The organism is Citrobacter sp. JUb117 (assembly GCF_024809055.1).
Lineage (GTDB): Bacteria > Pseudomonadota > Gammaproteobacteria > Enterobacterales > Enterobacteriaceae > Citrobacter > Citrobacter gillenii.
On sequence record NZ_JANUFB010000005.1, the window covers coordinates 305434 to 332287 of the forward strand.

A 26854-nucleotide genomic window follows, 5' to 3' on the forward strand; every position below is an offset into this window, starting at 1 on the left:
CAATGTACGATAATCTGTGCACTCTATTACCTGCGCAAAAAAGTACACCAGAATTGTTTGTCTGGTTTGGCAAATCGAGATCATTAGGCGGCATAGCGAATGACTTTAAATGAAAAGCCCGATTCATCAATGAAGATTGAGAAAACAAAAACCTTGCCCCCAGCAGAGGGCGAGCGCCGGGCAATGCGTGGCTATATGGGCCAATATGAAAGAGCCGGTGCAGCCATTTATGCTGAATTAGAGCGTGGGCAATTGGAGTGGATAGGCGTGGCGGACCGCAGTGCGGGTATCGCTGATGATTTAGTACTTGGATTTAATGGCCTTATCGTTGGGCACCAGTTCAAAACGTCCCGTTTCCCAGGTACATTTACAGTACAGACACTCTTAGTAGGGGCTGATGGTCTGCTTAAGCCATTAGTTTGCGCCTGGCAAAATCTTTGTAGTGCTAACCCAACGTCTCACGTAGAAATTCGTTTAGTTGTCAACGACTATCCATCAGTAAACGACGCCCCCGGAATGGAAGCTCCAGCTCACAGTGCTGCCTTCCTTGATGAGTTTGAACATTTTCCCAAACGCACGCTTGAGGAATGGCGCTACAGTAACTGGGGCGGTTTAGTCGAAATATTGTTTCAACATTCTTGCCTAGGTGGCGATGATTTCGAGAGATTTTTTCATGCGTTGCGCATAATTCATGGCTCAGCAGCAGATTTTATACAATTTCATAAACTCAGTGCAGAACAAGCGAGACTGGCGTCTGATATAGCAAAAATATTACCTCAGTTGGTCTCCGATAAACGAGATAGGGACCGATGGTCCTGTGAAGAACTATTAAATGAACTAGGGTGGAAAGATCCGACCAAAACACGCCACGTACATCGCTTTCCCATCGGTGCTCACGTCCAACGCAACCGCGATACGGAACTACAACTTCTCCAGACGATACGCAACACAATCCAGGGCTATGTGGCATTGATTGGGCCTCCAGGTTCGGGGAAATCGACCTTGCTACAGACAACCCTGGCTACCGAATATAACACTCGGGTCGTGCGCTATCTGGCTTTCATACCGGGAGCTGCGCAAGGTGTAGGGCGCGGGGAAGCTGATGATTTCTTCGAAGACATTTCTGCCCAGTTACGCAGCAGCGGGCTGCCTGGGCTTCGCCTTCGAGACAGCAGCCAATTTGAAAGGCGCGAACAATTCGGTGAACTGCTCAAACAAGCTGGCGAGCGTTATCAACGTGATACAGTAAGAACCATCATTATTGTTGATGGGCTGGATCATATCCCCCGCGAAGAACTACCAGCCCATTCGCTGTTAGGCGAATTGCCGCTGCCTGCAGCCATCCCTTTGGGCGTGACATTTATACTTGGTACCCAGCGACTGGAACTCAGGCATCTCAAACCCGCAGTACAGGAACAGGCTGGGCATCCGGATCGTCTCGTAACAATGCATCCACTTGAGAGAGTGGCGGTCGCCAAGATGGCAGACGTTTTGGGTCTTGATTCAACCATTTCGCGTGTAAAACTTTATGAACTTAGCCGCGGTCATCCGCTGGCGGCCAATTATCTCATTAAGGCACTGTTATCGGCAGATGAACAGGACACATCATGCATCCTCGCCGGAGGGATGGAATTTAATGGCGATATTGAATCAGTTTACGCATCCGCCTGGAGAGAAATCGCAAACGACCCTGATGTTATGCATGTTCTGGGTTTCATTGCCCGTATCGAAGCTCCGATGCCGCTGAAATTGCTGGCAACAATCGTAGATGCTCAGGCGATAGAGCGTACCTTAAAGACCGTCCGGCATTTACTCAAGGAAACCTCAAAGGGGTGGACTGTATTCCATAACAGCTTCCGTCTATTTGTGCTCTCCAAACCAAAGATAACACTGGGCAGTATAGATGAAACCTATTCACAACATATTTATCGTGAATTAGCTGAACTATCTCGTCATGCACCAGAGCATTCATTACAGTCCTGGCTAACACTGCGCTATCTCGCCCGGTCAGGAGAGCGTGATGAACTTCTGGTGCTCGCAACGCCAGCATATTTTCGACACCAGTTTGCACATGGACGTTCCTGTTCAGAGATTGATGCGGACATCCACTTGGCTCTGATTGCTGCACGTTCCACGTATGATGGTGTAATTGCCACACGGTTGCTACTTTGCCGTGAAGAGATATCCAGACGAACTCAAGCACTGGAGTATGCTAATGAACTTCCGCGCGCGATGTTAAAAGTTGGCGATATTGATGCGGCGATCTCTTTCGTCCAGGACTTTCCCAATGCGGGCTATGAAGTTGTTGACCTGCTTTTGGAACAGGGTGATTTTGACCGCGCGAAAGAACTGTTTGAGCACCTTGAGCCATTGTCTCACTTGCATACCTCCAGATTCGAGCACTATGGGGACTCGCATAATCTACAAGAATTCAAAAAATGGGCAAAACGAGTTTTTCACTTCCGCGACTCTGAGCAAATTAAGCAGGCAATAGACTATTTGACCGTTGAGGGGTTAAAACACGCCACAAGTGTATCAACAGATGAAAATATTACCTCTATTCGCGAACAGTTAAAGTGGACAGTGGTCGAGGCAATTGTTAACTGGCAAGCAGACGTTAATATTCAGGATACCTGCAATCAGTATGGCATTCATGAGCAAGAGATACCGGTTTTGATGACTCAGGCTGGATTTACTGCTAGAGACAGAGGAAATAATATCTTAGCATTGGAATTATTTAAGACTGCCATGGCATTGTCTGATTTTAATGATGTTTCTAATGGCGGGCGAAGATCGATTGCATTATTTTATGCCACCTCGGGTTGCACCGATCTGGCTTCAATATTATTCGAAAACCTTTTTGCACCTGCAATTTCGATGGGAGACAATGAATTAGAATCTACAAAAGCACTGACGCTTGCAGCCATGGAACATGCGCAACTTTGCGTTTTGCTCGGCAAATCCCTGCCCGACGTAGTCACCTCCACACACGCTATCTTACGACCGCTGCAGACACATGCTTCAGAAACGGGACGCTTGTTGGGGCTGTCCATAATAAATGCATCATGCATTCCTTCTGGAAATATTCAAATGGTCTGTCGCATGGTGATGAGATATGTAATGCAACTCAATAGCCATTCTGGAAACGATACCTATCAGGCTCAATTGGCATTGACAGCTACATCACCACTGATTTGTACATTAATTAAAATTTCTGCGCTGCGTGGTAAGGTCGAATATAATTCAGTACTAAATGAAATTGATAATGTAATGCCTGCTTTAATATTAAAAGGCAATACACTACTCCGGCGTGAAATAGCATTGGCAATGTATCAGGCTGACGGTGACCGTGAAAGGGCGGCCGCCAGACTTGAGCATATGGTAAACGAGTTGGTAGAAAATACACCTAGCGAACAACTCGAGACCCTGTCAGTTCTGGCAAACAGCTTTGCTGCAATTGGTGATGTTGACCGGGCACTAAACTTACTTGCTTCGATACATGACCACTGTTTAGGCTACGCTCTGGCAGCGCGTAAGGACCCTTTATACTCTGTCTGGAAAGACATATTGATTTTGGCCAATGCGGCAGACCCAGAACACCGTGCTCAACGAATAGGTCAGTTGATACGACAGGTTGATGGTATGAAGGAAACCGAGGGAGCATCTGCCGCATATCGTTTGACAGAAGTGTTAATCAATGAAGCAATGCGTATGAATGCGCACAGTGGTTATACCGTGGCACAGAAACTCAGCAACTGGGGGCTGATTCCATGGCCAAATCAGGTAAATGAACTGGTAATTGGTATGCTAGAACGCCGTCCTGAAATGGTGTTTCTCTGTACACCAATTTGGTGCGGGCTATGCCTTCCATTCTACATTGAACCCTATTATCGTGACCCTACACATGTAGGCAATTATATTGACGTTGCTGCAAATGCAGCGGGGCCTTCATCGATTGCCAAACTGGTATCAATTCTATTACCGGCAATCCAGGTTCATAGTCGAGCTCACGAGCGACTCACGCTATTAAATCGCCTGAGCAAGGCGGCATTGAGACACGGTTATACCGATAACCAACTTGATAATGCCATTACTCGATGGACTTCAGAGGCCCCCGAAGCCCGCCGCTCCTACACGCCACAAAAGTACGACGAGGCTTCAACCCTTGACGAACTTCAACAGGCATTTGAATCAAATGATTCAGAACCTGAGTATCATGCGCCTTATCGTTTTTGTGAGCTTGCAAAGTCCGCCGCATTAGACAAGGTGGTGAAAATGTATGAGCGCTGGCATTGCCTGCAGTCGGATGCACGTTGTCGTTTTTTGGTTGCAGAGCGGCTAGTTAATGCGGGGGACACTACGTTAGCCAGAAAATTAGTTGATGATTACGATACCAGTAGTGACCGGGAGATGTCATGGAGCCAATGGTTAGGAGGAAATCGATTCCGTCTCTTCCACGCGCGTAAGCTACTCGATGGCGCAGCAATTCATCATGAAGCATATGAAGATTTCATCAGTTCAATTGTGGCGGGGAAAGAAAGCACCATGTCGTTGCTAACAGATATGGCCGACATTCTTCCTGTGATCTGTGAGTCGCCAGACTGGCCCGCCGTTTGGTCTATCTTAGCAGAGCAGATGTCTTTCACTCGTGAACACCGTATTGGTGAACTTTTCGAATTTGAGAATGAAAATATAACCGACGAAGAGTTACTCGCGGAATTGCTCCATTTTTCATTACGATTGCCTATCACCGAAGCTCGACAACATGCAGAGAAAACTGCACTAATTCTGGCGGAACATTCAACAGGAGGGCAAATCGTATTTGAGAACACCATAACACGACTCCTGACCGGCACCCTTGATGAACCACTCCAGGCATTGCAAGTTTTGCTTTTGCTAAAACAGAACCACTTTGCTGCTGAAATTGGTGATTTAGTCTCTGGCCTTACGAATCATCGTGATATAGCTGTTGCTGAAGCTGCGTGCTTGCTAGCACAATATTGGCAGCTACCTATATCGATTGATTTTCATCCGTTGCCGTTGACATATCGATTGACACTCGACGGAGACCCTGATCATGAACATGCTCTGTTAGATCCTGTGAGTGGGGCGATGCGTATTGAAGTCGACTTAGGATGGACACAAATGCTTCGTCCCGTTGCAAGGAGACTTGCAGAGCTGGCTGATTGTGAGGAAATGAACATACGCCAGCGTGCCGCAACGTTTATCCAGCAATGGGGAGGGCTGGCAGCCTTTGGCCCTGGAGCAACAAAAAAGACCGAATCTCAGTTACGCACACTCTCAATGCAAATCTCCTATCTTAAGCCCCATGCTTACATTGGCATACTGGCACTTCGTCATGTCGCTGGAGAGCTGAGCTTGGCAGGCTTGCTCTCACCAAGGGATAAACCATCGCTACTGGAACAAATGGATGCAGCACTTCCGCCAGCACCTCGCCCTGAAATGCAAATCCGACCAACTGGCATTAGGCGACCGCTGAAAGTCAAGGATGCCCCGTGGAGTGAAGCTGAAGAAATGTGGACAAATTTGGTTGAAGAGGATGTAAAACCCTGGAGAGATCGTGCCGATGAATTCGTAATAGCCGAGGTTTCACAATTCAAAATGCATGATACCCGGCGAGCTGAATACCAGGTCTATCGAATTAGCGCACCTCAAATTCATAGTTCTGATGCCAAATTCATGGCATGGTATCAAAGTTTGCCCGCTGTCGTTTGGCTGGGTAAAATGATCCCACTCGACGAAGACCTCGCACCGACAATAGTCAGACGTGTAGTAAGCTCCATCGGGACAATGTCTTCGCCGGGATATGCCATTACATTATGTCCTAATATCCAGATGCTTCTGGGATGGCATGAATGCAGCGAGATGCCTAATATTTATACCGACCAGGACTCAACAATCGTAGCAAGATTAGTGAACTGGCGAGACGCCGGGCCAGTGGATATTGATGATGATTATATATGGGGGGAAGGTTGCTATCTGACGCTTTCTAAAGCAGGCCTGATACAAATCAAGACTCTATTCGGCGAATTCACCGTGCGTAATTTCGCAAGCAGGGCTGTTCGGCAATTGCGACAAGGCGAAGCGCAAATGATAAAGACAGCTCAGAATCAGTTCCCGATACCGTAGCGAGACGATTTCACAACACGGTTCGATTACCTGACTTCTCCAACCAGCTTGCCATCAGGTTTTAGTTGCGCTCGCGCAATATAGTGCATGATCAACGCGCCGATTTCCGGCGGAATTGCCAAAAACAGACGCACGGGCGTCACGCGCCGCTGCTTGGCATAGGGCAGAAGTACGCTGTATCGAATCAGTCCGGTTTCTGGATTTCGGGTATCAATGCGCAAATCTTTTGTCGCCAGCCTGGCTAGCTGAACAGGGCGGGCACCGGTGACATAAGTCAGTCCCAGAATAGCCGCATTTCGCAAAGTACTGAGACTGTAGTTTTCGCCATGCCGAATCGCCGCAGCCATTTCAAACAGTCCTGCACTGATCATGTTTTTTTCGAGTGGATCAAGGATATTATCGATTTCCTGATAGATGCCCCAGTCGCGGGAATGCGGACGAGGGATGAATTATTTTTAAGAGAAGGTGCACATCCTCTGGGGTCATGATTTTCATCAGTTGTAGTTACAATCAAACTAAACTTATCCTTTTTTATATTTGATTTTATAGAATTGCATTCCAACAGCAATAATTCACCTATTCGCAATCCATAATTCAGTAACAGGCGAATAATCAAAAAGTTGCGAAACTGGGTGTTTCTGGTGGGGAAGGGATTTAATGGGTTATATTTTTGGCTAGAGCAGGGAGCAATAATCGTGTACAGACTGATCACCATTTCACGGTTCATACTCTGAAACCCCTGATGGATATGACGATGGTTAGAATGCTTTCCCGGTGTTAACGCTCGATAACTGTCACGACAAAAGCGCAGGCGAGTATGTAACCGGGAAGCCTGGAGTGATAATGCTTTGGGAGAATCATCCCGATATACCGGCGATACATACGTGTTAATCAAAAAAGCAATAAACTGCGCTACTGCACGAAATCGCGCTGCGTTGGTAAAACTATGGGAAGTGGAGACTGGAGTGAATGCCAATAAATTTGATTGGCTTACGCGACCATTCTCCAGATAGTGAGAAAATGCCGACATTTCCTCAATAGCAATGCACGGGTTGTGGCCAGAAGCATAGAAGCTATAGCAAAACGTGACGCCGTGTTTCTGCAACCAAAATTCGTAAAAGAACTTAACGGCCTGCAGCGAAGCAGACTGCGTGGACAATGAACGAAAAGCCAAATGATCGATGTGATATCTGAGTGGGTACAACAACGGTAAGCAGGTTTCCGTGTCCATCAGAATCCATTGCCGTTTGTGGTTGATGGCAACTAGTTGGTTGAGCGAGTACATAGATAACCTCATTGTTGATGCGGACGTGAAGTAAATGTACTCTACACCTAACGCAAGAAATGGGAGGGATGTTAGAAATCGTTAACCTGTTGATTTCGTGAAAGGCAATGGAGAGATATGAAGTTGTTTACCATCATAGGCTATTTAACATAATATACATTATGCGCACCAATGTGAGATCAGACAGAATCCAGCACTTTATGGTCATCCTTGGTCTGGTTGTTGATAGACTCTGAACGCTATCTTGGCTTCACATACCTTCACTATCTTTGCTCGAATACTGTCTCTCATTTTCATCCTTGGCCTTCAGAATTAACCAATACAGAAATCTTTTGGATTCGATACAGAACATGCAGGGACAGCCGATGATTTGCCGGCAACGCTGGATGCGGAAACTCTTCCACTTTTTTCATACCAAGCCGTTTCATTAAGTGTTCTGAAGGTTTGTTGAGTACCGATGTAAACGATACGACTTCATCCAGCATCAGAACCGTAAAAGCATATTGCAGACAGGCTTCAGCGGCCTCCATGGCTAACCCTTGATGCCAGTACGTTTTGCTGAGACGCCAGCCAATTTCGGTACAGGGAGAAAATGGAAATTTATCAGGCTGCGGGTGCAGACCGACACAGCCAACAAATTCATGCGTTTCTTTGGATTCAACGGCCCAAAAACCCCAGCCGCGTTGTTCTATTCCGTCCCTGAATCTCTCTGCCAGACTGTCGCTCTCCTGTCTCGTCATCGGTGCCGGAAAAAAGCGCATCACATCTGGGTCTGCATTCAGATCGGCAAATGCTGCCATATCTGTTTTTCCCCACTGCCTTAAAATGAGCCTTGATGTTTCAATCATATTGCATTCCTTACCATTATGTTTACATCATCACTCAGCGTTATTCTACGCACTAGACACTTTACTGCGCCCTTCCCGCTTCAGCAAATACAGCCATAATGTCGTACGCTTAACGTGAAGATTGAATACGATCTCATCTTACACAGGAGATAGCTACATGGCCGACTGGAACCCTGCACTTTATCTGCAATATGGCAGCGAACGCTCAAGACCCGCAGCAGAATTATTGAGCAGAGTAGCGTTAGAAAATGTTCGTTCAGTCGCCGATCTGGGGTGCGGTCCGGGAAATAGCACGTCATTACTGTATCAACGATGGCCTTCGGCCAACATAACAGGCGTGGACTCTTCGCCAAATATGCTCAACGAGGCGCGTGCAACCTTACCGAACTGTCATTTTGTTGAAACAGATATCAGCGAGTTCCGGGCGGAGCAACCTCTTGATCTGCTTTATGCGAATGCTTCATTACAGTGGGTACCCGATCACTACGAATTATTCCCATATCTTGTCTCGCAGTTACACCGTAACGGCGTACTTGCTGTGCAAATGCCGGATAACTGGCTGGAGCCGACACATATTTTAATGCGTGAAGTCGCCTATGAGCAGGATTATCCCGATCGCGGTCGATCGCCTCTTCCCGGCGTGCATGCTTATTATGATATTTTGACTGAAGCGGGATGTGACGTTGATATTTGGCGCACGACCTATTACCACATTATGGATTCACATCAGTCGATTATCGACTGGGTCAGTGCGACAGGCTTACGTCCTTGGTTGCAAGATCTGAGCGAAAGTGAGCAACGAAAGTATCTGGCTCGATACCATGAACTTCTACAGGAGCAATATCCGCTGCAGGAAAATGGCAAAATCCTGCTGGCATTCCCACGCTTGTTTATTGTTGCCAGACGCGATTTTTAATCCCCTTATACTTGCATTGGCCTTTCATTGCAGAGGCTAATGTAGGTAAATAGAAATAGTATTTAGTTGGTATTATTTTATTTCGAAAAGTGACTATTCAACAATTACTCTTCGATGAATTTGATATTATCATAAATTGGGCACCCCGCTTTCCATGCTTCCAATTGTGTTGCATTATTACCAGTCGGCCTTGATAACATCCAACGGGCCATAAGCTGGTCCAGTTGATTGTTTGTTTTCACGTCCTTTCTGGTATTGCTGCTTTTTTCTGGTTTTCTTACCGATGTCGGGGACGTTGCTACCTTGAGAATTCGTACGGCAAGTTGACAACAACCGCCCTGTACTGGGATTTTACGCATTTCAAATGTGATATCATCATACCCATGTCGATGACAAATATAGCTAAGTATGCCACTGGAACGTCTCAAATCTATCTGAAACGCCTGGCTAACATCATCCCGAGTAAACTCAGTTTTACGCAGAAAACCCCACCAGGCTACCGCCCTGTAAAGAGACATATCACCAAGATGGCGGATCTCGTCTGGAATATGAAAATGACCATGGTGTTTTTGTTGGGACTGTTCACCTGCCCTATTTGACTGATTTATCATAAAATTAACCTGTTTATTCACTATTCATAAAGAGAGGATAAGCAACGTCAAATGCTTTATTGTAAAAAGCGGGAATGAAATATATCTCATGGGTTAATGCAGTGTTGATTTTAAGATGATCAATAAAGAGATATTAGCGATTCGACGAGCCATTACTTTTTTACATGATAGTACGCAGGAATCAATTGATCTTAACCACTGTCTTTTAGTTAGATGAAATAACCTTGTAACACGCCTGTCGGTATATTTTCACACCGTAAGATTATTATTCGATTTGTGAATTAACACTTTTGGTTAATACATTTTCCGCGTGCGAATGGTAGTGGCGAAATAAACACCCCGCATCCTGATTTAGGATGCGGGGTGTTGTCAGAATAACACCTTCACACCGAACATTGCCTGAGAATCACTGTAACCACTGTCGCCAATTTGTTGACCTACGTTTCCCCAAAGGTGCAGACGCGTATTTACTTTCGCTTCAACACCTGCTCTGAGTTCAGCGATATTTTTTGCGCCATCAACGTCACCCTGTATTTCATTCATTGATATCGAATAATTTCGGGAATTATGAAGCCAGTTAGTTTCAATAAATGGCTGAAAAAGCCGATCTTTTCCTTCATCGCGTTGGTTATAGCCTCGCAAATACGCTTTAACCCCCAACCGGCTTTGCAGATTCCCTTTGCCTTTATCTCGGATCACGGTGCCGTTTGCCTCCTGATGATCGTCAGACGATACGTCCATCCAGGTCAACTGACCTGGGGTTGTAGCCAGTAACTCAGGCGTGCCGTCTCCTTCAACTTAAAGGCATATCCTGCTTCAAGCGAGGCGGTCCCCCCCCGTGAACGATATTTCTCTGTCGCCAGTTGTTCACCGCGAACGGTGTTATCAAACCAGTTATAAAGCATCCAGCTGTCAAGATATCCCCCGCTTTTCTCCACATTGTTGGCATACCAGGTTGCGTACAATCCGGCGCTGTAACCTGATATCGAACCGTCAGCGCGGTAATGGCTGACGTCTGACCGCGTATTACTTTGGCTGTTTGCGTAGCCGAACATGACGCCCAGATACCAGCGCTCAACCTCGTCTGAACTCCATTGTGCGACATCACCACCTATTTGCAGAACATAACGGTTACTTTGCGTCTTCAGTTGCCCGCTACTATCACGAAACCGGGTATGCCCACCGACGTTGCGTAACCACATGCTGGTCACGTCTGACTCACCCGTTATGGGGTCAATATAGTGACTTTCGCCCAGGCGATCGTGCAAACGTGTCGTAAACAGCGTATTTCCCGCCGATTTATTCGCAAGGTAGGCGCCTAATTCAGGGCGTAAAACCGAATCGTGAGATGCGGGTTCTTCTTGTTGGACAGGTAACACCGGTGTGTCGGGATCAATAGCCGGTTCTTCTGGATCACGTATCGGTTCTTCTGGATCGCGTATAGGTTCTTCAGAAGGAGTCCACGTATTGGTCAAATACCAATGATTCGAATCAGGAATGAGTGCGGAGTCATCCGTATTATTTCCCCGCAGTAGTGCGTAATCATAGGCGCCCGCGGTCAAACGGCCAACTGCAACAAACTCACCACCTGACTCGCCGTCCACCCGCACTACCCGTGCACCATTGAGATTACTGACCGTCTGGCTGCCCAGTGCCTGCAAAGCGACACGAGTGGTCCCTGATGTATTCCCCATCACGTGAAGTTGGTTCACCACCGCTTTTTGTTGCACGGCATCTTCTGTTGTATTGAGGATAAGAAGACCGTTGTTGCTGCTGTAATTACCGCTAACGGTCAGGATACTATTGGAACGTTTTAGTGCCTCGTCCGTTCCCGGCTGGCCAAAACTGAGCATACCGTCGAGCGACAGCGAGCGGATAGTCTGACTAAAACCATTCAGATCGACAGTCGCCGTCTCATTCACAGTGAAATCTGAGTTGCGGCTAAAGGCATCCGTGCTGCCAGCCCGCAGCGTACCGTTGCGTAGCGACGTGGTGCCCGTGTAGGCATTATTTCCCGACAATAATGTCGTTCCCGGACCATTATGATTGACCTGACCACGTCCGGTTATATCTGCTGCGAGTGTAAAATCGTCACTGTTATGATTAAAATTCAGTTGAACGGTGCTGGTATTGTCGGCAGTATCGCCAAGATAGATCCACGGAACGTTAATGACGCCAGCGCGCTGCGCGACGTCCCCCTCTTCAGACCCTACGTTGACAATGCCTGTACTTCCCTTACCGACGCCTAACCATAAATATTTCCCGGATTTTACCGTGCCACCATTACTCACGGTTAGCACGCCGCGTGCATCATTGTTGCCGGTTCCGTATCCCCCTAGCAAAATCGGCTTAGCGACGTCCAGTAACGAATCCTCACCATCAACCCTGACGGCACCGTTACCAAACAAGTTATTGCGATCTGTTTTACCAACATAGCCAATATTCATGTGTTCGGTTGCGACCACCTGCCCACCATTAAGAATATCGAGCTTGCCGGTGTCCTGATCGCCCACCACGACCCAGTTCGTTTTAACAGTAGATCCCGTTCCGTCAATCATGACGCTGCCGTAGGCGCCGGCATAAAATTCGCCGATGCGGAGTTCATTAATTCCGCTTATTTGGCTGCCAAGCTCCACCAATAAGCGGCCACTGCCGCTGTTAGTCCCTAAAACGAGATCTCCCCCTCTCAGTATCCAGATTGCCCCATTGGTCAGGGTCACAATGCCGGCACTTCCCCGACCAATTGAGCCTGTAAGCGAAGAAATTTGGCGCCCATCAATGACCAACGCACCTGCAGAATCTTTACCAACAATCAGGCCACGAAAAGTATTCCAGACGTCGTCAGTATTTTCAGTATTTGATAACAGAACACTGGCGTTATTATTAATGATCGCATCACTGGTGGCATTGGCGGGTGTATACGGTTGGGCCGCCAATAATATGCGGCTGGCTTGCACTGTAGTTTTACTTTTATTTTCCGTGCATAACGCGGCGGATTCACGTTCACAGAGCCGTTCCTCTGCGATGGCGTCTACAGGTACCAGCAGACCTGTTGACGCTAACAGCAGTCCGGGAATAATCGCTAATCGGCCGGGGCGTTTTGCAGGCATTAGCTGAAAGTTTTTCATAGATAATCCTCCTGATTATCGTGCGTACATCCTTTTAAAGCGTCAGCAGGTTAATCCCCCTGACGACATGGATTTTTTATACGAACGCCATGATTACACTTTCAACGGTTTTATCGAGACAATGATCTATTCTGTGAATGGCCTTACGCTCCGCGGAGATAAATAAGCCTTCGTATTGACAATCACAGGTTGTCGTTCATTTAATGGTCTGTTTTATCTTTACACCGGGTATCACATATGCGTGCCATCGCTTTTTTAAGATGTGCTTCTAGTGGCGAGGCTTGTCATCTGCTAGTGTCAGATAACGTTTCGCTGAAGAGAGTCGTCGTGTCTAAAATCTATTCTGGCGGTTGCCTGTGTGGTTCGGTACGCTTTACCGCAACGAATCCCAACAACTCACATTCCTGCTCCTGTGATATTTGCCGCAGACATACGGGTGCGCCCACCGTAGTGTGGATTGAATTTAACGCTGAAAACGTAGAATGGACGGGCATTGCGGGTCAACCTGCTACCTGGCGATCATCAGAAATATCCAGCCGAGCCTTTTGCCCACAGTGTGGTAGTTCCGTGGGCGCCATCGATGACGCCCCGATTATTGCCCTGTTAGCCGGGGGATTTGACGATCCCGATGATGAGAATCTGGCGCCACAGTTTCACTCTTTTTCCGATATGATGCCGGTATGGTGGCAAAAAGGACATGGCGAAAATTGATTCGGTTATGTCAGTTGATAGTGCTTATCGGGCATATGTTTAGCAGGTACATTCGTTTCATCGTTCATTTGCAGCAAATCAATTTCAATCGCATTACAAATCGCATCCAGCGGCAAGTCGTTATTTTCCGTGCCGAACGGGTCTTCAAGCTCTTCTGCCAATGTGTCCAGAGAAATGAACGTATATGAAATCAGCACGGAAATGAACGGCGTCATATAGTGCAGATCGACCACCAATGCGAAGGGCAGCATGATACAAAACAGATAGACCGTGCGATGCAGGATCAAGGTATAGGCAAATGGCACCGGTGTATTAGCAATCCGCTCACAACCTGCAAGTACCGCCGACATATCATTTAATCTATTGTTTAAACTGTGAAATAATATGTCAGATAGATCGCCATTACGCCTGCGTACGGCTAACCACTCCCCCATCAACAGCAGAATACGGTTGGCCGGTGATTGGCAGGCAAAGACAGTTTGCAAATCTGAGGCACTGAGATATTTCGCTAACGGTTCCGCCTGCGGGTTACGACGCAAGGTCATGCGTAAACAGTGGGCAAAGGCGATTTGCAGACGTACAAACTGCCCCAGCTCGACGTCGTCCGGTAATGTGTTTTTTACCTCACGCAGTAGCGAACGGGAGGCAATCATTAATTGTCCCCACAGGTGTCGAGCCTCAACGTAGCGCGAGTAACAGGCATTGTTGCGAAAGCCTAAAAAGATAGCAATAGCGACGCCCAGGATGCTGAATGGCGCCAGGGTAAATTTGATACCCAGCATCGTATACCATGGCAGCATGATGATAACGGCAATGGAAAGCAGAAAATTCAGCAGCAGGCGCGAGAAAATCTTCGATAAAACTGAACCATGCCAGACGAATATCAGACGCAGCCAGTGTTGTTGAGGTCGAACAATCATAGTTATCTTCGGAAAATGTGAAAGCCGCGCCATTAAACGTGATCGCGATCAATGTTGCAAGCACCTCACCGCACTAAATCCCGCCTTTTTACCTGTCTGAACAAATGAGGCGCTATAGTTTCAGAGGTAACTGAATTTAAGAAGCACGTTGTATGTTGTAACTAATAATTAAGTATAAAAAACCCGGCCTAAACCGGGTAATTATGTGACTATTTTAGCACAGTGGCTTCACGGCTTCGCGCATACCGTTGGACAGAATGGCGTCCAGATCGGCAGAAACCTGTTCAACCAGACCGGGAACCTGCGTCAGATCCTGCTCCCAATGCTCGTTGACCGCCAGTACCGAGTGGACCAACGCTTGCGTGCTTATTTGACGATCGTGGTGCTGACTCCATAGCAGCTGGAAGCGCTCAATCCAGTGGGCATCATCCTGAACAGGATAAGACTCACCGTTACGCTCGCCGCGATAGAAAGCAATCAACGCCGCCAGCGCAAACGTCAGACGCGCCGGCAATTGACCATTGGCCTGCTGCCCTGCCAGCAACTGCGGCAAAATACGCGTGCGGAATTTAGTCATTCCGTTCAGGGCAATCGACAACAGCTGATGCTTGATGTACGGGTTGCAGAAACGTCCGGTCACCGCGCTGGCGAATGATGCCAGCTCATCACGTGGTAAATCGAGCACCGGAATGATCTCTTCGTAAATGGCTTTTTCGACAAAAGCGCAAATCTCTGCGTCATTCATCGCCTCACCCACCGTGTCTAGCCCTGCCTGGTAGGCTACCGGTACCAGCGCGGTGTGCGCACCGTTAAGGATGGCAACTTTACGCTCTTTGTACGGCTTAATATCATCAACAATCAGTACATTCAGCGGATATTTGTCCAGACGCAGTTCAGTCGCTAATGACTTCGGCCCCTGAATCACAAACAGGTAGAAGTGCTCTGCAGTATCGAGGAAGGCATCGTGATAACCCAGCTCGGCTTCCAGCGTGGCCACTTCGTCACGCGGGTAACCGGTAACGATGCGGTCCACCAGCGTAGAACAAAATGCGTTAGCCGCGTCCAGCCACTGCACGAACGCGTCCGGCAACGCCCACTCCTGCGCATAACGCAGCACCAGTTCACGCAGCGCATCGCCGTTGTAATCAATCAGTTCGCAAGGAATGATTATCCAGCCTTTATCCAGCGCGCCGTCAAAATGGCTGTAACGCTCAAACAGCAGGCGGGTCAACTTGGCCGGATAGCTTACCGCAGGCGCATCGTCGAACTTGTCGCCCGCGTGATAACTGATCCCGGCTTCCGTTGTATTGGAGAAAACAAAACGCATATCAGGGTTATGCGCCAGTTTCAGGAACTCATCGTATTCGCTATAGACGCTGATTTCACGGTTAACCGAGCGAATTAAACGCGCGTCGCTGACGGCTTCGCCCTTTTCATTCAGACCACGAATGATGGTGGTATAGAGACCATCCTGCGTGCTCAGTGATGGCGGAAATGTACTTTCGATAGGACGAACAATGACCACACCAGAATTCAGATCGGTATGTTCATTCAGTAAATCAACTTGCCAGTCAACAAAGGCGCGCAGGAAGTTTCCTTCACCAAACTGAATGATGCGTTCAGGATAGTGAGCACCGGGAAAATCGCGACGATTTAGTGTTTGCACAATGGGTTCCCTTTTTGATTAGTCATACAACCTGATTGAATTGGTCCAATAGGTTAGCAAACTTTAATACCTTGAAACCCTGTTTTGATCAATCCCTGGTAACAAATTACAATGATTTATAGAAAAGTGTGGTGCCCGTCAGCGTTCCATCCGGCATTTGGGCGTAGTTGGGGATCATGCCCGCTTTTTGCCAGCCGCAATTGTGGTAGAACAACTCCGCAGCGCTACCGGTGGCCGTGTCGAGCACCAGCGTAGTTTTATGCTGTTGACGCGCACACGTTTCCAGCGCGTTCATCAATTCCCGGGCGATACCCGTTCGTCGTGCAGACGGATGCACCAGTAATTTGGCGACGTCGGCACGATGCGGTTGGTTTTCAGGTTGATCGACAATAAGCTGGACGGTTCCCACCAGGATACCCTGCGTGTTTTCAGCCGCCAGCACAATTCTCTCGCCACGGGCAACGCTTTGCGCAACGCCCGTCCAGAATGGCAGTGACTTATCGCGATTGAAGGGGTGTATAAAACTCACAGATGCGCCGTCATTCACGCACTGTTCAAGAACGTCACAAAGCTCGTCGATTCTCGACACAATTTGTTGTGCGCTCAGCACGATGCAGGGGGTACCAGTGGCCATTTTTTTCTCCTCAGATAGTCCCCATGATAGTGCGTTTAACTTTTTCGCAACACAAGGGGTCTTATCATAGGATTATGTTATCTATGGCTGGTTCATTTGCCGCACTAACCAGTGATAAATTACCGTGACAACGTAACGCTGCTGTTCTGCACTTAGCGCCTGCCCTTGAGGAATATCATGCCATTTTGCCAGGCAGCCGCGACAGCAGGTTGCCGTCGCATGCTGGGCAATAAATACCGGATGCCCGCGCATCGGCGTCTGCTTACCGTCGTTGGCCGGGAATGCAGGCGCCAGGCGTTTGGCAATAAAATCGGCGGCATGTTGCTCAATCACCGGCGCGCCTTTCTCCATACAATAGCGTCGTTCTTTGTCACCAAGGCGAAACCGTGAACGAAAGGTCGATTTCGCCAGTCGGGAAAACAGCGGTTCGAGCGAGTTCATCAGTAAACCGAACGCCCCATCTGTTGGGTTAACTGTTCCAGCACCGCAATACCTGCCAGTGAATTCCCTGCCGGATCCAGTTCCGGGCTCCAGACCGCTATCGCCATTTCATGCGGCACGATGGCCACGATACCACCCCCCACCCCGGATTTTGCCGGCAGCCCCACTCGCCACGCAAATTCACCGGCGTTCTGGTACATACCACTGGTCGCCATCAGCGCATTAATTTGTCGGGCCTGCATCGGCGTGACCACCGGTTCATTGAGATGAAAGGCATGCCCCTGATTAGCCAGAAAGACAAAGGTACGCGCCAGCTCCACGCAGCTCATTTTCAACGCACAGTAGTGGAAATAGTTTTGCAGAACGGTGGCAACATCATGTTGAAAATTGCCAAAGGATTTCATCAGCCAGGCAATGGCCGCATTACGTGCCGAATGCTCAAACTCAGAGCGGGCAACAGTCGCATCATAGGCGATATCCGGCACACCGCTTAGCGCCCGTACGACTTCGAGCATGCGTTGACGTGGCGCACTCAGACGCCCCTGCAGCATGTCGCAAACCACCAGCGCCCCGGCATTAATAAACGGGTTGCGCGGTATTCCTTGCTCCATTTCCAGCTGTACCAGAGAGTTAAACGGATGTCCTGACGGATCTTTGCCTACTCGCTGCCAGATCTCATCTTCCTGATAATGACGCATAGCCACCACCAGACTGAGCACCTTCGAGATCGACTGAATTGAAAAACGTTCTTGCGCATCGCCCGCTTGAAAGTGCTGACCATCAACGGTACAAATGGCAATACCCAGTTTGGAACCATCAACGGAGGCTAATGCGGGGATGTAGTCAGCGACCTTCCCCTGACCAATCAGCGGGCGAACCTGCTGCACAATGGTTTCTAAGATTGAATTGTCCATGGCCCTGGCCACAACATGCTCCTTGCTCGCAGGTCTGAAAGGCCTGCGAGTATAACAGAGCTGAATGCACCGCGTCAGGATGCAGATGATATGCGTGGACGGGTGTCCCGTGTGGAGACACCCTGAAGATTAGATACGGTTTTTCCAGACGGTCTGCACGTTACAAAACTCATGCAGGCCAAAGTGCGAAAGCTCCCGACCAAAGCCGCTTTTCTTCACCCCGCCAAACGCAACGCGGGCATCACTGGCACTATAACCATTGATAAATACCCCGCCACATTCCAGGCGTGCAGCCATATTCTGCGCCAGCGTCTCATCAGCGGTGAAAATCGTTGCCGACAAGCCAAAATCACTCTCATTCGCCAGTACTAACGCATGCTCTGCGTTCTTCGCAACGGTAATTGCTGCTACCGGGCCGAACAATTCCTGGCGGAAAGCGGTCATCTCAGGTGTCACGTCGCCAAGAACCGTGATGGCATAGTAGTTACCTTTTCCGGCAATTTTTTCGCCACCGAGTAACAACGTCGCCCCTTGAGCCAGCGAAGCCTCAACCTGCTGATGCAGTTCATCACGCAGATCAACGCGTGCCATTGGGCCGAGATCGTTTTCCTCATTCAGAGGATCGCCCATTTTTAGCGCACTGGCCGCCGCCACAAAACGCTGAGTAAATTCTGCCGCAATCCCTTCCTCAACAATAAAACGTTTCGCTGCCGCACAAACCTGCCCGGTATTCTGATAACGACCGGCGACTGCCGCCTTCACGGCCAGATCGAGGTCAGCATCGTTAAGGACAATGAACGGATCGGATCCACCCAGTTCAAGCACGCATTTCTTCAGCGCCGCCCCCGCCTGAGCACCAATTGCCGCCCCGGCTCGCACACTTCCCGTTACCGTAACGGCGGCAATACGCGGATCGTTGATCATCTGGCTAACGCCCGAGTTATCGGCATTCACCCAGCCATATACCCCCTGCGGGATACCGGCATCAGCAAACGCCTGCGCAATAATACCGGCACACCCGGTTACATTCGGTGCATGCTTTAACAGGTAACCATTCCCGGCCAGTAAAATAGGCACGGCACCGCGCATGACCTGCCACAGCGGGAAGTTCCACGGCATAACGGCCAGAATAGTGCCCAGAGGACGATATTCGATCACCGCCTGGTTATTCTCCACCTGTGTTGGTTCAGGATTAAGCATCAAAGGTCCATGCTCTGCATACCAGTCACACAGCGCCGCGGATTTCGCCACTTCTGCACGAGCCTGTTTTATCGGTTTCCCCATTTCCCGTGAGATACACTGCGCCATCTCTTCCGCACGCTGGCGCAGAGCGTGCCCAACCTTGCGCAGCATCTGCGCCCGATGCGCCACGGTGGTGTGTTTCCATTCATTAAATCCACTGGCGGCCAGATCAAGCGCATGGGCAATCTCATCCCGACTAGCCCACGGCATCGCCGTTAACCTTTCGCCGTTCACAGGATTGACGGAAATCGCATGTGTTGCTGATGTGATGGTCATAGCTGTCTCTCTTTTTGCAGGGTATGGTCATATCATGAGCGTATTTACTCTTTCTGAAAAATGAATAATATTAACTACACCATTCACGAATAGAGAAAAATAATGGATCTGACGCAACTGGAAATGTTCAATGCGGTGGCGGAAACCGGCAGCATTACGCAGGCCGCCGCGAAGGTACATCGTGTGCCGTCCAATCTCACCACGCGTATTCGCCAGCTTGAAGCCGACCTTGGCGTCGATCTGTTTATTCGTGAAAACCAGCGCCTGCGACTTTCCCCGTCCGGGCACAATTTTTTGCGCTATAGCCAGCGGATCCTTGCCCTGGTAGAGGAAGCACGCATGGTCGTTGCTGGCGATGAGCCGCAGGGACTGTTCTCTCTCGGTTCGCTGGAAAGCACCGCTGCCGTACGCATTCCCGCGACGCTGGCTGAATATAATCGACGCTACCCTAAAATCCAGTTTGCGTTGGCTACAGGGCCTTCAGGCACCATGCTGGACGGTGTACTGGAGGGGACGCTGAGCGCCGCCTTTGTCGATGGCCCGATCACCCACCCGGGACTGGAAGGCATGCCGGTCTACCTTGAGGAGATGATGATCGTTACCCCTCACGGACACGCCCCCATACAGCGGGCCAGCGACGTTAACGGCTGCAGTATTTATGCCTTTCGCGCGAACTGCTCTTACCGCCGCCATTTTGAAAGCTGGTTTCACGCCGATCGCGCAATGTCGGGCACCATCCATGAAATGGAGTCGTATCACGGAATGCTCGCCTGCGTGATTGCCGGGGCGGGAATTGCGCTGATTCCGCGATCGATGCTGGAAAGTATGCCGGGACACCATCAAGTTAACGCCTGGCCGTTGAGTGAAAACTGGCGTTGGCTCAATACATGGCTGGTCTGGCGTCGGGGAGCGATGACGCGACAGCTGGAAGCATTTATTGAGGTGTTGAACCCCCAACTGGTGCAGAATGCCGATTAGCTGACGCCGGGTGACGCAAGCTCACCTGGCCCTCCTTTCCAGGCATCAGGCATAAAATGTGATTTGAATCACGAAATGATTGTATTTTCACCAGTAACCGTTTTAAGATCGTGACCTCACCTTTTCGCAGCTAATCCAATTTATTTGATATGACAACACACACTGTTTCCCGCAAGGTCGCGTGGCTACGGGTCGTTACGCTGGCTATTGCCGCTTTTATTTTCAATACCACGGAGTTTGTTCCCGTCGGTTTGCTCTCCGACATCGCGCAAAGCTTTAATATGCAAACAGCGCAGGTCGGGATCATGCTGACCATCTATGCTTGGGTCGTTGCCCTGATGTCACTGCCGTTTATGCTGCTTACCAGTCAGGTGGAGCGACGCAAACTTCTGATTTGCCTTTTCGCGCTGTTTATCGCCAGTCATGTGCTCTCTTTCCTGGCATGGAACTTTACCGTGCTGGTCATTAGCCGTATTGGTATTGCCTTCGCACACGCCATTTTCTGGTCGATTACCGCGTCATTAGCGATTCGCATGGCACCCGCCGGCAAACGTGCGCAGGCGTTGAGCCTGATTGCTACCGGGACCGCGCTGGCGATGGTGCTGGGTCTGCCTATTGGCCGTATCGTCGGCCAGTATTTTGGCTGGCGCACAACCTTCTTCGCTATCGGCGTCGCCGCATTAGTCACCTTGCTCTGTCTGATTAAACTGCTGCCAAAACTACCCAGTGAGCATTCAGGCTCGCTAAAAAGCCTGCCGCTGCTGTTTCGCCGCCCGGCGCTGATGAGCATTTATTTACTGACGGTCATTGTGGTCACCGCGCACTACACGGCTTACAGCTATATAGAACCCTTTGTTCAGACCGTTGCCGGACTGAGTGCCAATTTTGCGACCGTGTTATTACTGGTTCTGGGTGCGGCGGGCATTATCGGCAGCCTCATCTTTGGCAAGCTGGGTAATCAGCATGCATCCGGGCTGATAAGTGCGGCTATTGCGTTACTGACGGTGTGCCTGGTGCTGCTATTACCAGCCGCTGACAGCGAGATGCACCTCGCCATACTGAGTATTTTCTGGGGTGTGGCCATTATGGTGATAGGTCTGGGGATGCAGGTGAAAGTGCTTGCGCTGGCACCCGATGCCACCGACGTCGCCATGGCGCTGTTTTCCGGGATCTTTAATCTGGGTATCGGCGCGGGCGCACTGGTGGGAAATCAGGTCAGTTTGCACTGGTCGATGTCCACAATCGGTTACATCGGTGCGATACCCGCACTGGCTGCGCTGATATGGTCCGTGATTATCTTTCGCAAGTGGCCGGTCGCGCTGGAAGAACAGCCTAACTAGCCATAAAAAAGGGTCCGGTAGACTATACCGGACCCTTTTTTTAAGCGTAGGTTTTATGCGTAGGTTTTGATAATTTCCAGTACGCCATTAATAATAAACTGCACGCCCATACACACCAGCAAAAAGCCCATCAGACGGGAAATCGCTTCAATGCCCCCTTTGCCGACCAGACGCATAATTCCGCCTGAACTGCGCAGGCAGCCCCACAGAATGACCCCGATCACCGCAAAAATGATCGGTGGAGCGACCATAATAACCCAGTCCGGAAACTCAGAGCCTTGACGTACGGTCGAGGCCGAACTGATGATCATCGCAATGGTACCCGGACCGGCAGTACTGGGCATTGCCAGCGGCACGAAGGCAATATTGGCCGTCGGTTCGTCTACAAGTTCTTCTGACTTACTTCTCGCTTCCGGAGAGTCGTGCGCCTTCTGCTGCGGGAACAGCATCCGAAAGCCGATAAACGCAACGATTAACCCACCCGCAATACGCAATCCGGGAATCGAAATCCCGAAGGTATTCATCACCACCTGCCCGGCATAGTACGCCACCATCATGATGGCAAACACGTAGACAGACGCCATTAATGACTGACGGTTACGCTCTGCGCTGTTCATATTGCCGGCAAGGCCGAGGAACAACGCCACGGTGGTTAACGGGTTCGCCAACGGTAACAGGACTACCAGTCCCAGACCTATGGCCTTAAACAAATCCATCATAATTCATCTTTCCTGTGCGTTAATCGTCAACGGCAAGTATACGGTGAAAACACCCGTTTAAGCCATTTTCGCGATGTAAGGATTCATTTTTCTCCTCTACGCATAAGCCTGTGAAATCAAAATATTGAAACGAACGTTCGGTTAGCCAGGTGCAGACGTTTTAGCAAAACGTGGCATTTGCCGACCCATTCATTTGACTTATATTTGCCTAAGCAATAATATCAGCCGTGACTAACTACTTGCCAGGGCAACCATTGTGAAAAACACCAGTGATCTGTTCAACGAAATCATCCCACTGGGCCGTTTGATCTATATGGTTAATCAAAAAAAAGATCGTTTGCTAAACGACTACCTGTCACCGCTGGATATCACGGCATCGCAGTTTAAGGTGCTTTGCTCCATCCGCTGCGCGGTGTGCATCACCCCTGTTGAATTGAAAAAAGTGCTGTCTGTCGATCTTGGTGCGCTGACGCGTATGCTCGACAGACTGGCCTGTAAAGGCTGGATTGAAAGACTTCCTAATCCACATGACAAACGCGGCGTGCTGGTGAAACTCACCGAGCATGGCGCGACAATTTGTGAGCAGTGCCATCAATTAGTCGGGCAAGACCTGCACCAGGAACTAACAAAAAACTTAACGGCGGACGAAGTGGCAACACTTGAGCATTTGCTTAAGAAAATCCTGCCGTAAACAGAAAGAGGTATGACGATGTCCAGACGCAATACTGACACAATCACTATTCATAGCATTTTGGACTGGATCGAGAATAACCTTGAATCACCGCTGTCATTGGAAAAGGTGTCAGAGCGTTCAGGTTACTCCAAATGGCACCTGCAACGGATGTTTAAAAAAGAAACCGGCCATTCATTAGGTCAATACATCCGCAGCCGCAAAATGACTGAAATAGCGCAAAAATTAAAAGAAAGTAACGAACCGATCCTCTACCTGGCGGAGCGTTATGGCTTTGAGTCTCAGCAAACGCTGACCCGGACCTTCAAAAACTATTTTGATGTGCCACCCCATAAGTACCGTATGACAAATATGCACGGCGAATCCCGGTATTTGCATCCGCTGAATCAATGTAACTGCTAATCGCCTGATAAAGACGTAACCGAGGAAATCATGAAACTTCTGTCATCTGCAATGCTGGCCCTGCTGCTTGTTGTTTCGGGCCAGAGCATGGCGGAACAAACCGCGCAGCCCATAACACCCAATAATCGCGACGCGATAATTATGCCTCCTACGCAGGAGCAGTCCCCGTTTGATTTTAATCATATGGGCGCCGGTAGCGACAAGTCCGACGAACTGGGTGTGCCTTATTACAACATGCGCAGTTTATAAGTCATGATGCCCCGCAACGGCGGGGCTACTGTTATCCCCTCGCCTGTGCAGTCCTGCGTAAACGAAAACCAAACACGTTGATGTACAGCCCCGCCATAATCAACAGCGCGCCGATAAGTTGCAGCCCACTTAGCGTTTCATCCAGTAACACTGCCGCACTCGCCAGCCCAACCACTGGCACGAGTAAAGACAGCGGGGCCACGCGCCAGGTCTCATAGCGTCCCAGCAACGTACCCCATATGCCGTATCCCACAATCGTCGCCACAAATGCCAGATAGACCAGTGAGAGAATAGTCGTCATATCAATAGCAATAAGGCTATGTACGATGAGACCTGGGCCATCAAGGACGAGCGATGCCAGAAAGAACGGTAAAATAGGGATCAAGGCACTCCACACCACCAGCGACATCACTGGCGGGCGGGATTCATGTTGCATAATTTTCTTGTTGAAGATATTGCCGCAGGCCCAACTCAGCGCTGCCGCCAGCGTCAGCATAAAGCCGAGCATCGTCACGTGCTGTCCATTCAGGCTGGCTTCGATCAACACCAGCACGCCAAACACTGCCAGCGCGATGCCGACCCGTTGCTTGCCCTGTAAACGCTCACCAAAAGCGAATGCGCCCAGCACAATGGTGAAAAATGCCTGCGCCTGCAATACCAGTGACGCCAGTCCAGCGGGCATGCCAAATTTTATGGCGCTGAACAAAAACGCGAACTGGCCAAAGCTGATGGTCAGGCCATAACCGAGCAGCAATGAGAGAGGGATTTTCGGGCGGGCAACAAAGAAAATAGCCGGAAATGCTACCAGTAGGAAACGTAGCCCTGCCAGCATCAGCGGCGGCATATTGTGCAGACCCACTTTGATGACGACAAAATTTAGCCCCCATACCACCACGACCAGTAGTGCTAACACCCCGTCTTTACGTGACATTCACCCGCCCCTGAAATTATTAAATTTTTGTAAACAAGTTAAAGTAGCGGAAATCGTTGCCGGGTAACAGATCATTAATACAGGTAGGTATAACTGGGAATTTTCAGACAACTTTTTGAGTGTACATCACACTTTTGCCGTGCTATTTCTGTCTGAAATTTAATAAAAACATAACAACATGCATTGTCGGGCAAGAAAATGAATACCACGCTGAGAAGATCCACCCTCGCTTTACTCGCCTCCTCACTATTACTGACGATTGGGCGGGGTGCCACGCTCCCGTTTATGACCATCTATCTCAACCGACAGTACGGCCTGAGCGTCGATCTGATTGGTTACGCCATGACGATCGCCCTGACTATTGGCGTTATCTTCAGCCTGGGCTTCGGTATTCTGGCCGATAAGTTCGATAAAAAACGCTATATGCTGCTGGCGATTACCGGTTTTGCGTCTGGCTTTATCGCGATCCCTCTGGTGCATAATGTTATCGTAGTGGTGTTGCTTTTTGCCCTGATCAACTGCGCCTACTCCGTCTTTGCCACCGTGCTGAAAGCCTGGTTTGCCGATAACCTCTCTGCCACCAACAAGACCAAAATTTTCTCACTTAACTATACAGTACTCAACATTGGCTGGACCGTGGGTCCGCCGCTCGGCACGCTGCTGGTGATGCAAAGTATCAACCTGCCGTTCTGGCTGGCAGCGCTTTGCTCAGCCTTCCCGTTGGTATTTATCCAGACGTGGGTGAAACGTTCAGAAGTGCCATCCGAGGGACTGAACGTATCCGTCTGGTCCCCCTCGGTACTGCTGCGCGATAAAGCGTTATGCTGGTTTACCCTGTCAGCGTTTTTGGCCTCGTTTGTGGGCGGCGCATTTGCGTCCTGTATTTCTCAGTACGTGATGGTGGTTGCTGACGGTGATTTCGCAGAAAAAGTGGTGGCCGTGGTCCTGCCCGTCAACGCGGCAATGGTGGTTACATTGCAATATGTCGTCGGGCGCCGTCTTTCCAGCGCCAACATCCGCCCGTTAATGGCCGGCGGAACATTATTCTTTGTGCTGGGATTAGTGGGTTTTATTTTTTCCGGCAACAGTCTGCTAATGTGGGGCATTTCTGCAGCGTTTTTTACCATCGGCGAAATCATTTACGCACCGGGCGAATATATGCTTATCGACAACATTGCCCCCGCGGGGATGAAAGCGAGCTATTTCTCCGCCCAGTCACTGGGCTGGCTTGGCGCGGCATTTAACCCGTTAGTCAGCGGCGTTATTCTGACGACCCTGCCGTCATGGTCGCTGTTTGTGGTGCTGATGATTGCCATCATTCTGGCCTGGGCGCTGATGCTAAAAGGCATGCGAGCTAAACCCTGGGGCCAGCCTGTAGTCTGTTAATTTCTCTGGCGACAGAGCATGTGCTGCCCTGTCGTTTTTTCAGAAAACCCCGATATATTTTCCCTGCTCCGCATATTTTGACATCCTTATTTATTTTTCTCTGCCAATAACGCGATAACTTTACTATTCAGACGAAATAATTCACCTGGTTCAATCTTTGTTTAAGATTAAATTGCTAGTATAGTCCTTAACGAGGTGAAATTAAGGTAAGAGAGGAAACTCACAAATAAAGGAGCATAGACAATGCTGGGTAATATGAATGTTTTTATGGCCGTTCTGGGAATTATTTTATTTTCTGGTTTTCTGGCCGCCTACTTTAGCCACAGATGGGATGATTGATGAACGACGATAGTCCTGCACCGAACCGGCCCCTTGTAGCATCACTGCTCAAGGGGCCATTTTTTTGTCCTGAATGC

21 protein-coding genes and 2 pseudogenes are annotated in these 26854 nt (G+C 49.4%); 10 read left to right on the top strand and 13 right to left on the bottom strand.

Going from position 1 to position 26854, the window contains the following annotated elements:
* The first annotated feature begins 99 nt into the window (after positions 1-99).
* Positions 100-6150, top strand: a complete 6051-nt coding sequence (locus tag M2374_RS13785; protein ID WP_259155155.1) for an ATP-binding protein — start codon at positions 100-102, stop codon at positions 6148-6150.
* A 44-nt stretch (positions 6151-6194) separates the two neighbouring features.
* On the opposite strand, the pseudogene M2374_RS13790 reads toward M2374_RS13785, so the two are convergent.
* The 3 genes and pseudogenes from M2374_RS13790 to M2374_RS13800 all read right to left on the bottom strand — a co-directional run.
* Positions 6195-6599, bottom strand: a pseudogene (locus M2374_RS13790) (site-specific integrase); the annotation flags it as partial.
* Positions 6518-7381 carry an integrase gene (locus M2374_RS13795; RefSeq protein WP_259155157.1) on the bottom strand — a complete coding sequence of 288 codons (864 nt, stop codon included), beginning with the start codon at positions 7379-7381 and terminating at the stop codon, positions 6518-6520. The gene M2374_RS13795 and the pseudogene M2374_RS13790, both read right to left, overlap by 82 nt.
* Before the next feature lie 347 nt (positions 7382-7728).
* Positions 7729-8283: a GNAT family N-acetyltransferase gene (locus M2374_RS13800; RefSeq protein WP_137400117.1), complete on the bottom strand. Its 555-nt coding sequence runs from the start codon at positions 8281-8283 to the stop codon at positions 7729-7731.
* A gap of 157 nt (positions 8284-8440) precedes the next feature.
* Between M2374_RS13800 and tam the strand changes: the two genes are divergently transcribed.
* On the top strand, positions 8441-9199 hold the full coding sequence (gene tam / locus M2374_RS13805) for a trans-aconitate 2-methyltransferase (protein WP_117343113.1): 759 nt from the start codon (positions 8441-8443) through the stop codon (positions 9197-9199).
* Between the two features lie 104 nt (positions 9200-9303).
* Here tam and M2374_RS13810 read toward each other — a convergent pair whose 3' ends face one another.
* Positions 9304-9810 carry a CaiF/GrlA family transcriptional regulator gene (locus tag M2374_RS13810; RefSeq protein ID WP_117343112.1) on the bottom strand — a complete coding sequence of 169 codons (507 nt, stop codon included), beginning with the start codon at positions 9808-9810 and terminating at the stop codon, positions 9304-9306.
* Between the two features lie 369 nt (positions 9811-10179).
* Positions 10180-12938: pseudogene (locus M2374_RS13820) on the bottom strand (autotransporter outer membrane beta-barrel domain-containing protein).
* A gap of 327 nt (positions 12939-13265) precedes the next feature.
* On the opposite strand from M2374_RS13820, the gene M2374_RS13825 reads away from it, so the two are divergent.
* Positions 13266-13649 carry a GFA family protein gene (locus tag M2374_RS13825; protein WP_115258515.1) on the top strand — a complete coding sequence of 128 codons (384 nt, stop codon included), beginning with the start codon at positions 13266-13268 and terminating at the stop codon, positions 13647-13649.
* 5 nt (positions 13650-13654) lie between these two features.
* Here M2374_RS13825 and M2374_RS13830 read toward each other — a convergent pair whose 3' ends face one another.
* From M2374_RS13830 to sad, 6 genes are all read right to left on the bottom strand, one after another.
* Positions 13655-14569: a bestrophin family protein gene (locus M2374_RS13830; protein WP_181689099.1), complete on the bottom strand. Its 915-nt coding sequence runs from the start codon at positions 14567-14569 to the stop codon at positions 13655-13657.
* 214 nt (positions 14570-14783) lie between these two features.
* Positions 14784-16235 carry a tagaturonate reductase gene (locus M2374_RS13835; RefSeq protein ID WP_137400113.1) on the bottom strand — a complete coding sequence of 484 codons (1452 nt, stop codon included), beginning with the start codon at positions 16233-16235 and terminating at the stop codon, positions 14784-14786.
* 106 nt (positions 16236-16341) lie between these two features.
* Positions 16342-16869 (bottom strand): N-acetyltransferase, encoded by a 528-nt coding sequence (locus M2374_RS13840; RefSeq protein ID WP_135912062.1) that lies wholly within the window; start codon positions 16867-16869, stop codon positions 16342-16344.
* Between the two features lie 81 nt (positions 16870-16950).
* Positions 16951-17310, bottom strand: coding sequence for a DUF4186 domain-containing protein (locus M2374_RS13845; RefSeq protein ID WP_117343108.1), 360 nt, complete (start codon positions 17308-17310; stop codon positions 16951-16953).
* Positions 17310-18236, bottom strand: coding sequence for a glutaminase B (glsB, locus tag M2374_RS13850; RefSeq protein WP_181688137.1), 927 nt, complete (start codon positions 18234-18236; stop codon positions 17310-17312). The genes M2374_RS13845 and glsB overlap by 1 nt, the downstream gene beginning before the upstream one ends.
* Before the next feature lie 117 nt (positions 18237-18353).
* A complete protein-coding gene (gene sad, locus M2374_RS13855; RefSeq protein WP_137363284.1) occupies positions 18354-19742 on the bottom strand; it encodes a succinate-semialdehyde dehydrogenase in 1389 nt (462 codons plus the stop codon).
* A 102-nt stretch (positions 19743-19844) separates the two neighbouring features.
* On the opposite strand from sad, the gene M2374_RS13860 reads away from it, so the two are divergent.
* The gene (locus tag M2374_RS13860) at positions 19845-20720 is read left to right on the top strand and encodes a putrescine utilization regulator PtrR (protein ID WP_181688138.1); all 876 of its coding nucleotides are present in this window, start codon (positions 19845-19847) and stop codon (positions 20718-20720) included.
* A gap of 149 nt (positions 20721-20869) precedes the next feature.
* Positions 20870-22060: a sugar transporter gene (locus tag M2374_RS13865; protein WP_096757079.1), complete on the top strand. Its 1191-nt coding sequence runs from the start codon at positions 20870-20872 to the stop codon at positions 22058-22060.
* A gap of 53 nt (positions 22061-22113) precedes the next feature.
* Here M2374_RS13865 and M2374_RS13870 read toward each other — a convergent pair whose 3' ends face one another.
* A complete protein-coding gene (locus M2374_RS13870; RefSeq protein ID WP_096757080.1) occupies positions 22114-22779 on the bottom strand; it encodes a MarC family NAAT transporter in 666 nt (221 codons plus the stop codon).
* Between the two features lie 256 nt (positions 22780-23035).
* Between M2374_RS13870 and marR the strand changes: the two genes are divergently transcribed.
* From marR to marB, 3 genes are read left to right on the top strand one after another with little or no spacing between them, the layout of a single operon-like run.
* On the top strand, positions 23036-23470 hold the full coding sequence (gene marR / locus M2374_RS13875) for a multiple antibiotic resistance transcriptional regulator MarR (RefSeq protein ID WP_096757081.1): 435 nt from the start codon (positions 23036-23038) through the stop codon (positions 23468-23470).
* An 18-nt stretch (positions 23471-23488) separates the two neighbouring features.
* The gene (gene marA, locus M2374_RS13880) at positions 23489-23872 is read left to right on the top strand and encodes an MDR efflux pump AcrAB transcriptional activator MarA (protein WP_138140554.1); all 384 of its coding nucleotides are present in this window, start codon (positions 23489-23491) and stop codon (positions 23870-23872) included.
* A gap of 30 nt (positions 23873-23902) precedes the next feature.
* The gene (gene marB / locus M2374_RS13885) at positions 23903-24121 is read left to right on the top strand and encodes a multiple antibiotic resistance protein MarB (RefSeq protein ID WP_096757082.1); all 219 of its coding nucleotides are present in this window, start codon (positions 23903-23905) and stop codon (positions 24119-24121) included.
* 31 nt (positions 24122-24152) lie between these two features.
* Here marB and eamA read toward each other — a convergent pair whose 3' ends face one another.
* Positions 24153-25052: an O-acetylserine/cysteine exporter gene (eamA, locus tag M2374_RS13890; protein WP_181688139.1), complete on the bottom strand. Its 900-nt coding sequence runs from the start codon at positions 25050-25052 to the stop codon at positions 24153-24155.
* A gap of 198 nt (positions 25053-25250) precedes the next feature.
* Between eamA and ydeE the strand changes: the two genes are divergently transcribed.
* Together ydeE and mgtS are read left to right on the top strand one after the other, a co-directional pair.
* The gene (gene ydeE / locus M2374_RS13895; RefSeq protein ID WP_181688140.1) at positions 25251-26438 is read left to right on the top strand and encodes an efflux MFS transporter YdeE; all 1188 of its coding nucleotides are present in this window, start codon (positions 25251-25253) and stop codon (positions 26436-26438) included.
* Between the two features lie 243 nt (positions 26439-26681).
* Positions 26682-26777 carry a protein MgtS gene (gene mgtS, locus M2374_RS13900; protein WP_096757085.1) on the top strand — a complete coding sequence of 32 codons (96 nt, stop codon included), beginning with the start codon at positions 26682-26684 and terminating at the stop codon, positions 26775-26777.
* Positions 26778-26854 lie beyond the last annotated feature (77 nt).

Coding starts and splice junctions, on each gene's coding strand:
- M2374_RS13845 (WP_117343108.1), bottom strand. CDS start 17,310: ATGAACTCGCTCGAACCGCTGTTTTCCCGACTGGCGAAATCGACCTTT.
- M2374_RS13810 (WP_117343112.1), bottom strand. CDS start 9,810: ATGATAAATCAGTCAAATAGGGCAGGTGAACAGTCCCAACAAAAACAC.
- M2374_RS13860 (WP_181688138.1), top strand. CDS start 19,845: ATGGATCTGACGCAACTGGAAATGTTCAATGCGGTGGCGGAAACCGGC.
- sad (WP_137363284.1), bottom strand. CDS start 19,742: ATGACCATCACATCAGCAACACATGCGATTTCCGTCAATCCTGTGAAC.
- M2374_RS13865 (WP_096757079.1), top strand. CDS start 20,870: ATGACAACACACACTGTTTCCCGCAAGGTCGCGTGGCTACGGGTCGTT.
- mgtS (WP_096757085.1), top strand. CDS start 26,682: ATGCTGGGTAATATGAATGTTTTTATGGCCGTTCTGGGAATTATTTTA.
- marA (WP_138140554.1), top strand. CDS start 23,489: ATGTCCAGACGCAATACTGACACAATCACTATTCATAGCATTTTGGAC.
- M2374_RS13795 (WP_259155157.1), bottom strand. CDS start 7,381: ATGGACACGGAAACCTGCTTACCGTTGTTGTACCCACTCAGATATCAC.
- M2374_RS13800 (WP_137400117.1), bottom strand. CDS start 8,283: ATGATTGAAACATCAAGGCTCATTTTAAGGCAGTGGGGAAAAACAGAT.
- tam (WP_117343113.1), top strand. CDS start 8,441: ATGGCCGACTGGAACCCTGCACTTTATCTGCAATATGGCAGCGAACGC.
- M2374_RS13785 (WP_259155155.1), top strand. CDS start 100: ATGACTTTAAATGAAAAGCCCGATTCATCAATGAAGATTGAGAAAACA.
- eamA (WP_181688139.1), bottom strand. CDS start 25,052: ATGTCACGTAAAGACGGGGTGTTAGCACTACTGGTCGTGGTGGTATGG.
- M2374_RS13840 (WP_135912062.1), bottom strand. CDS start 16,869: ATGGCCACTGGTACCCCCTGCATCGTGCTGAGCGCACAACAAATTGTG.
- marB (WP_096757082.1), top strand. CDS start 23,903: ATGAAACTTCTGTCATCTGCAATGCTGGCCCTGCTGCTTGTTGTTTCG.
- ydeE (WP_181688140.1), top strand. CDS start 25,251: ATGAATACCACGCTGAGAAGATCCACCCTCGCTTTACTCGCCTCCTCA.
- M2374_RS13830 (WP_181689099.1), bottom strand. CDS start 14,569: ATGATTGTTCGACCTCAACAACACTGGCTGCGTCTGATATTCGTCTGG.
- M2374_RS13870 (WP_096757080.1), bottom strand. CDS start 22,779: ATGATGGATTTGTTTAAGGCCATAGGTCTGGGACTGGTAGTCCTGTTA.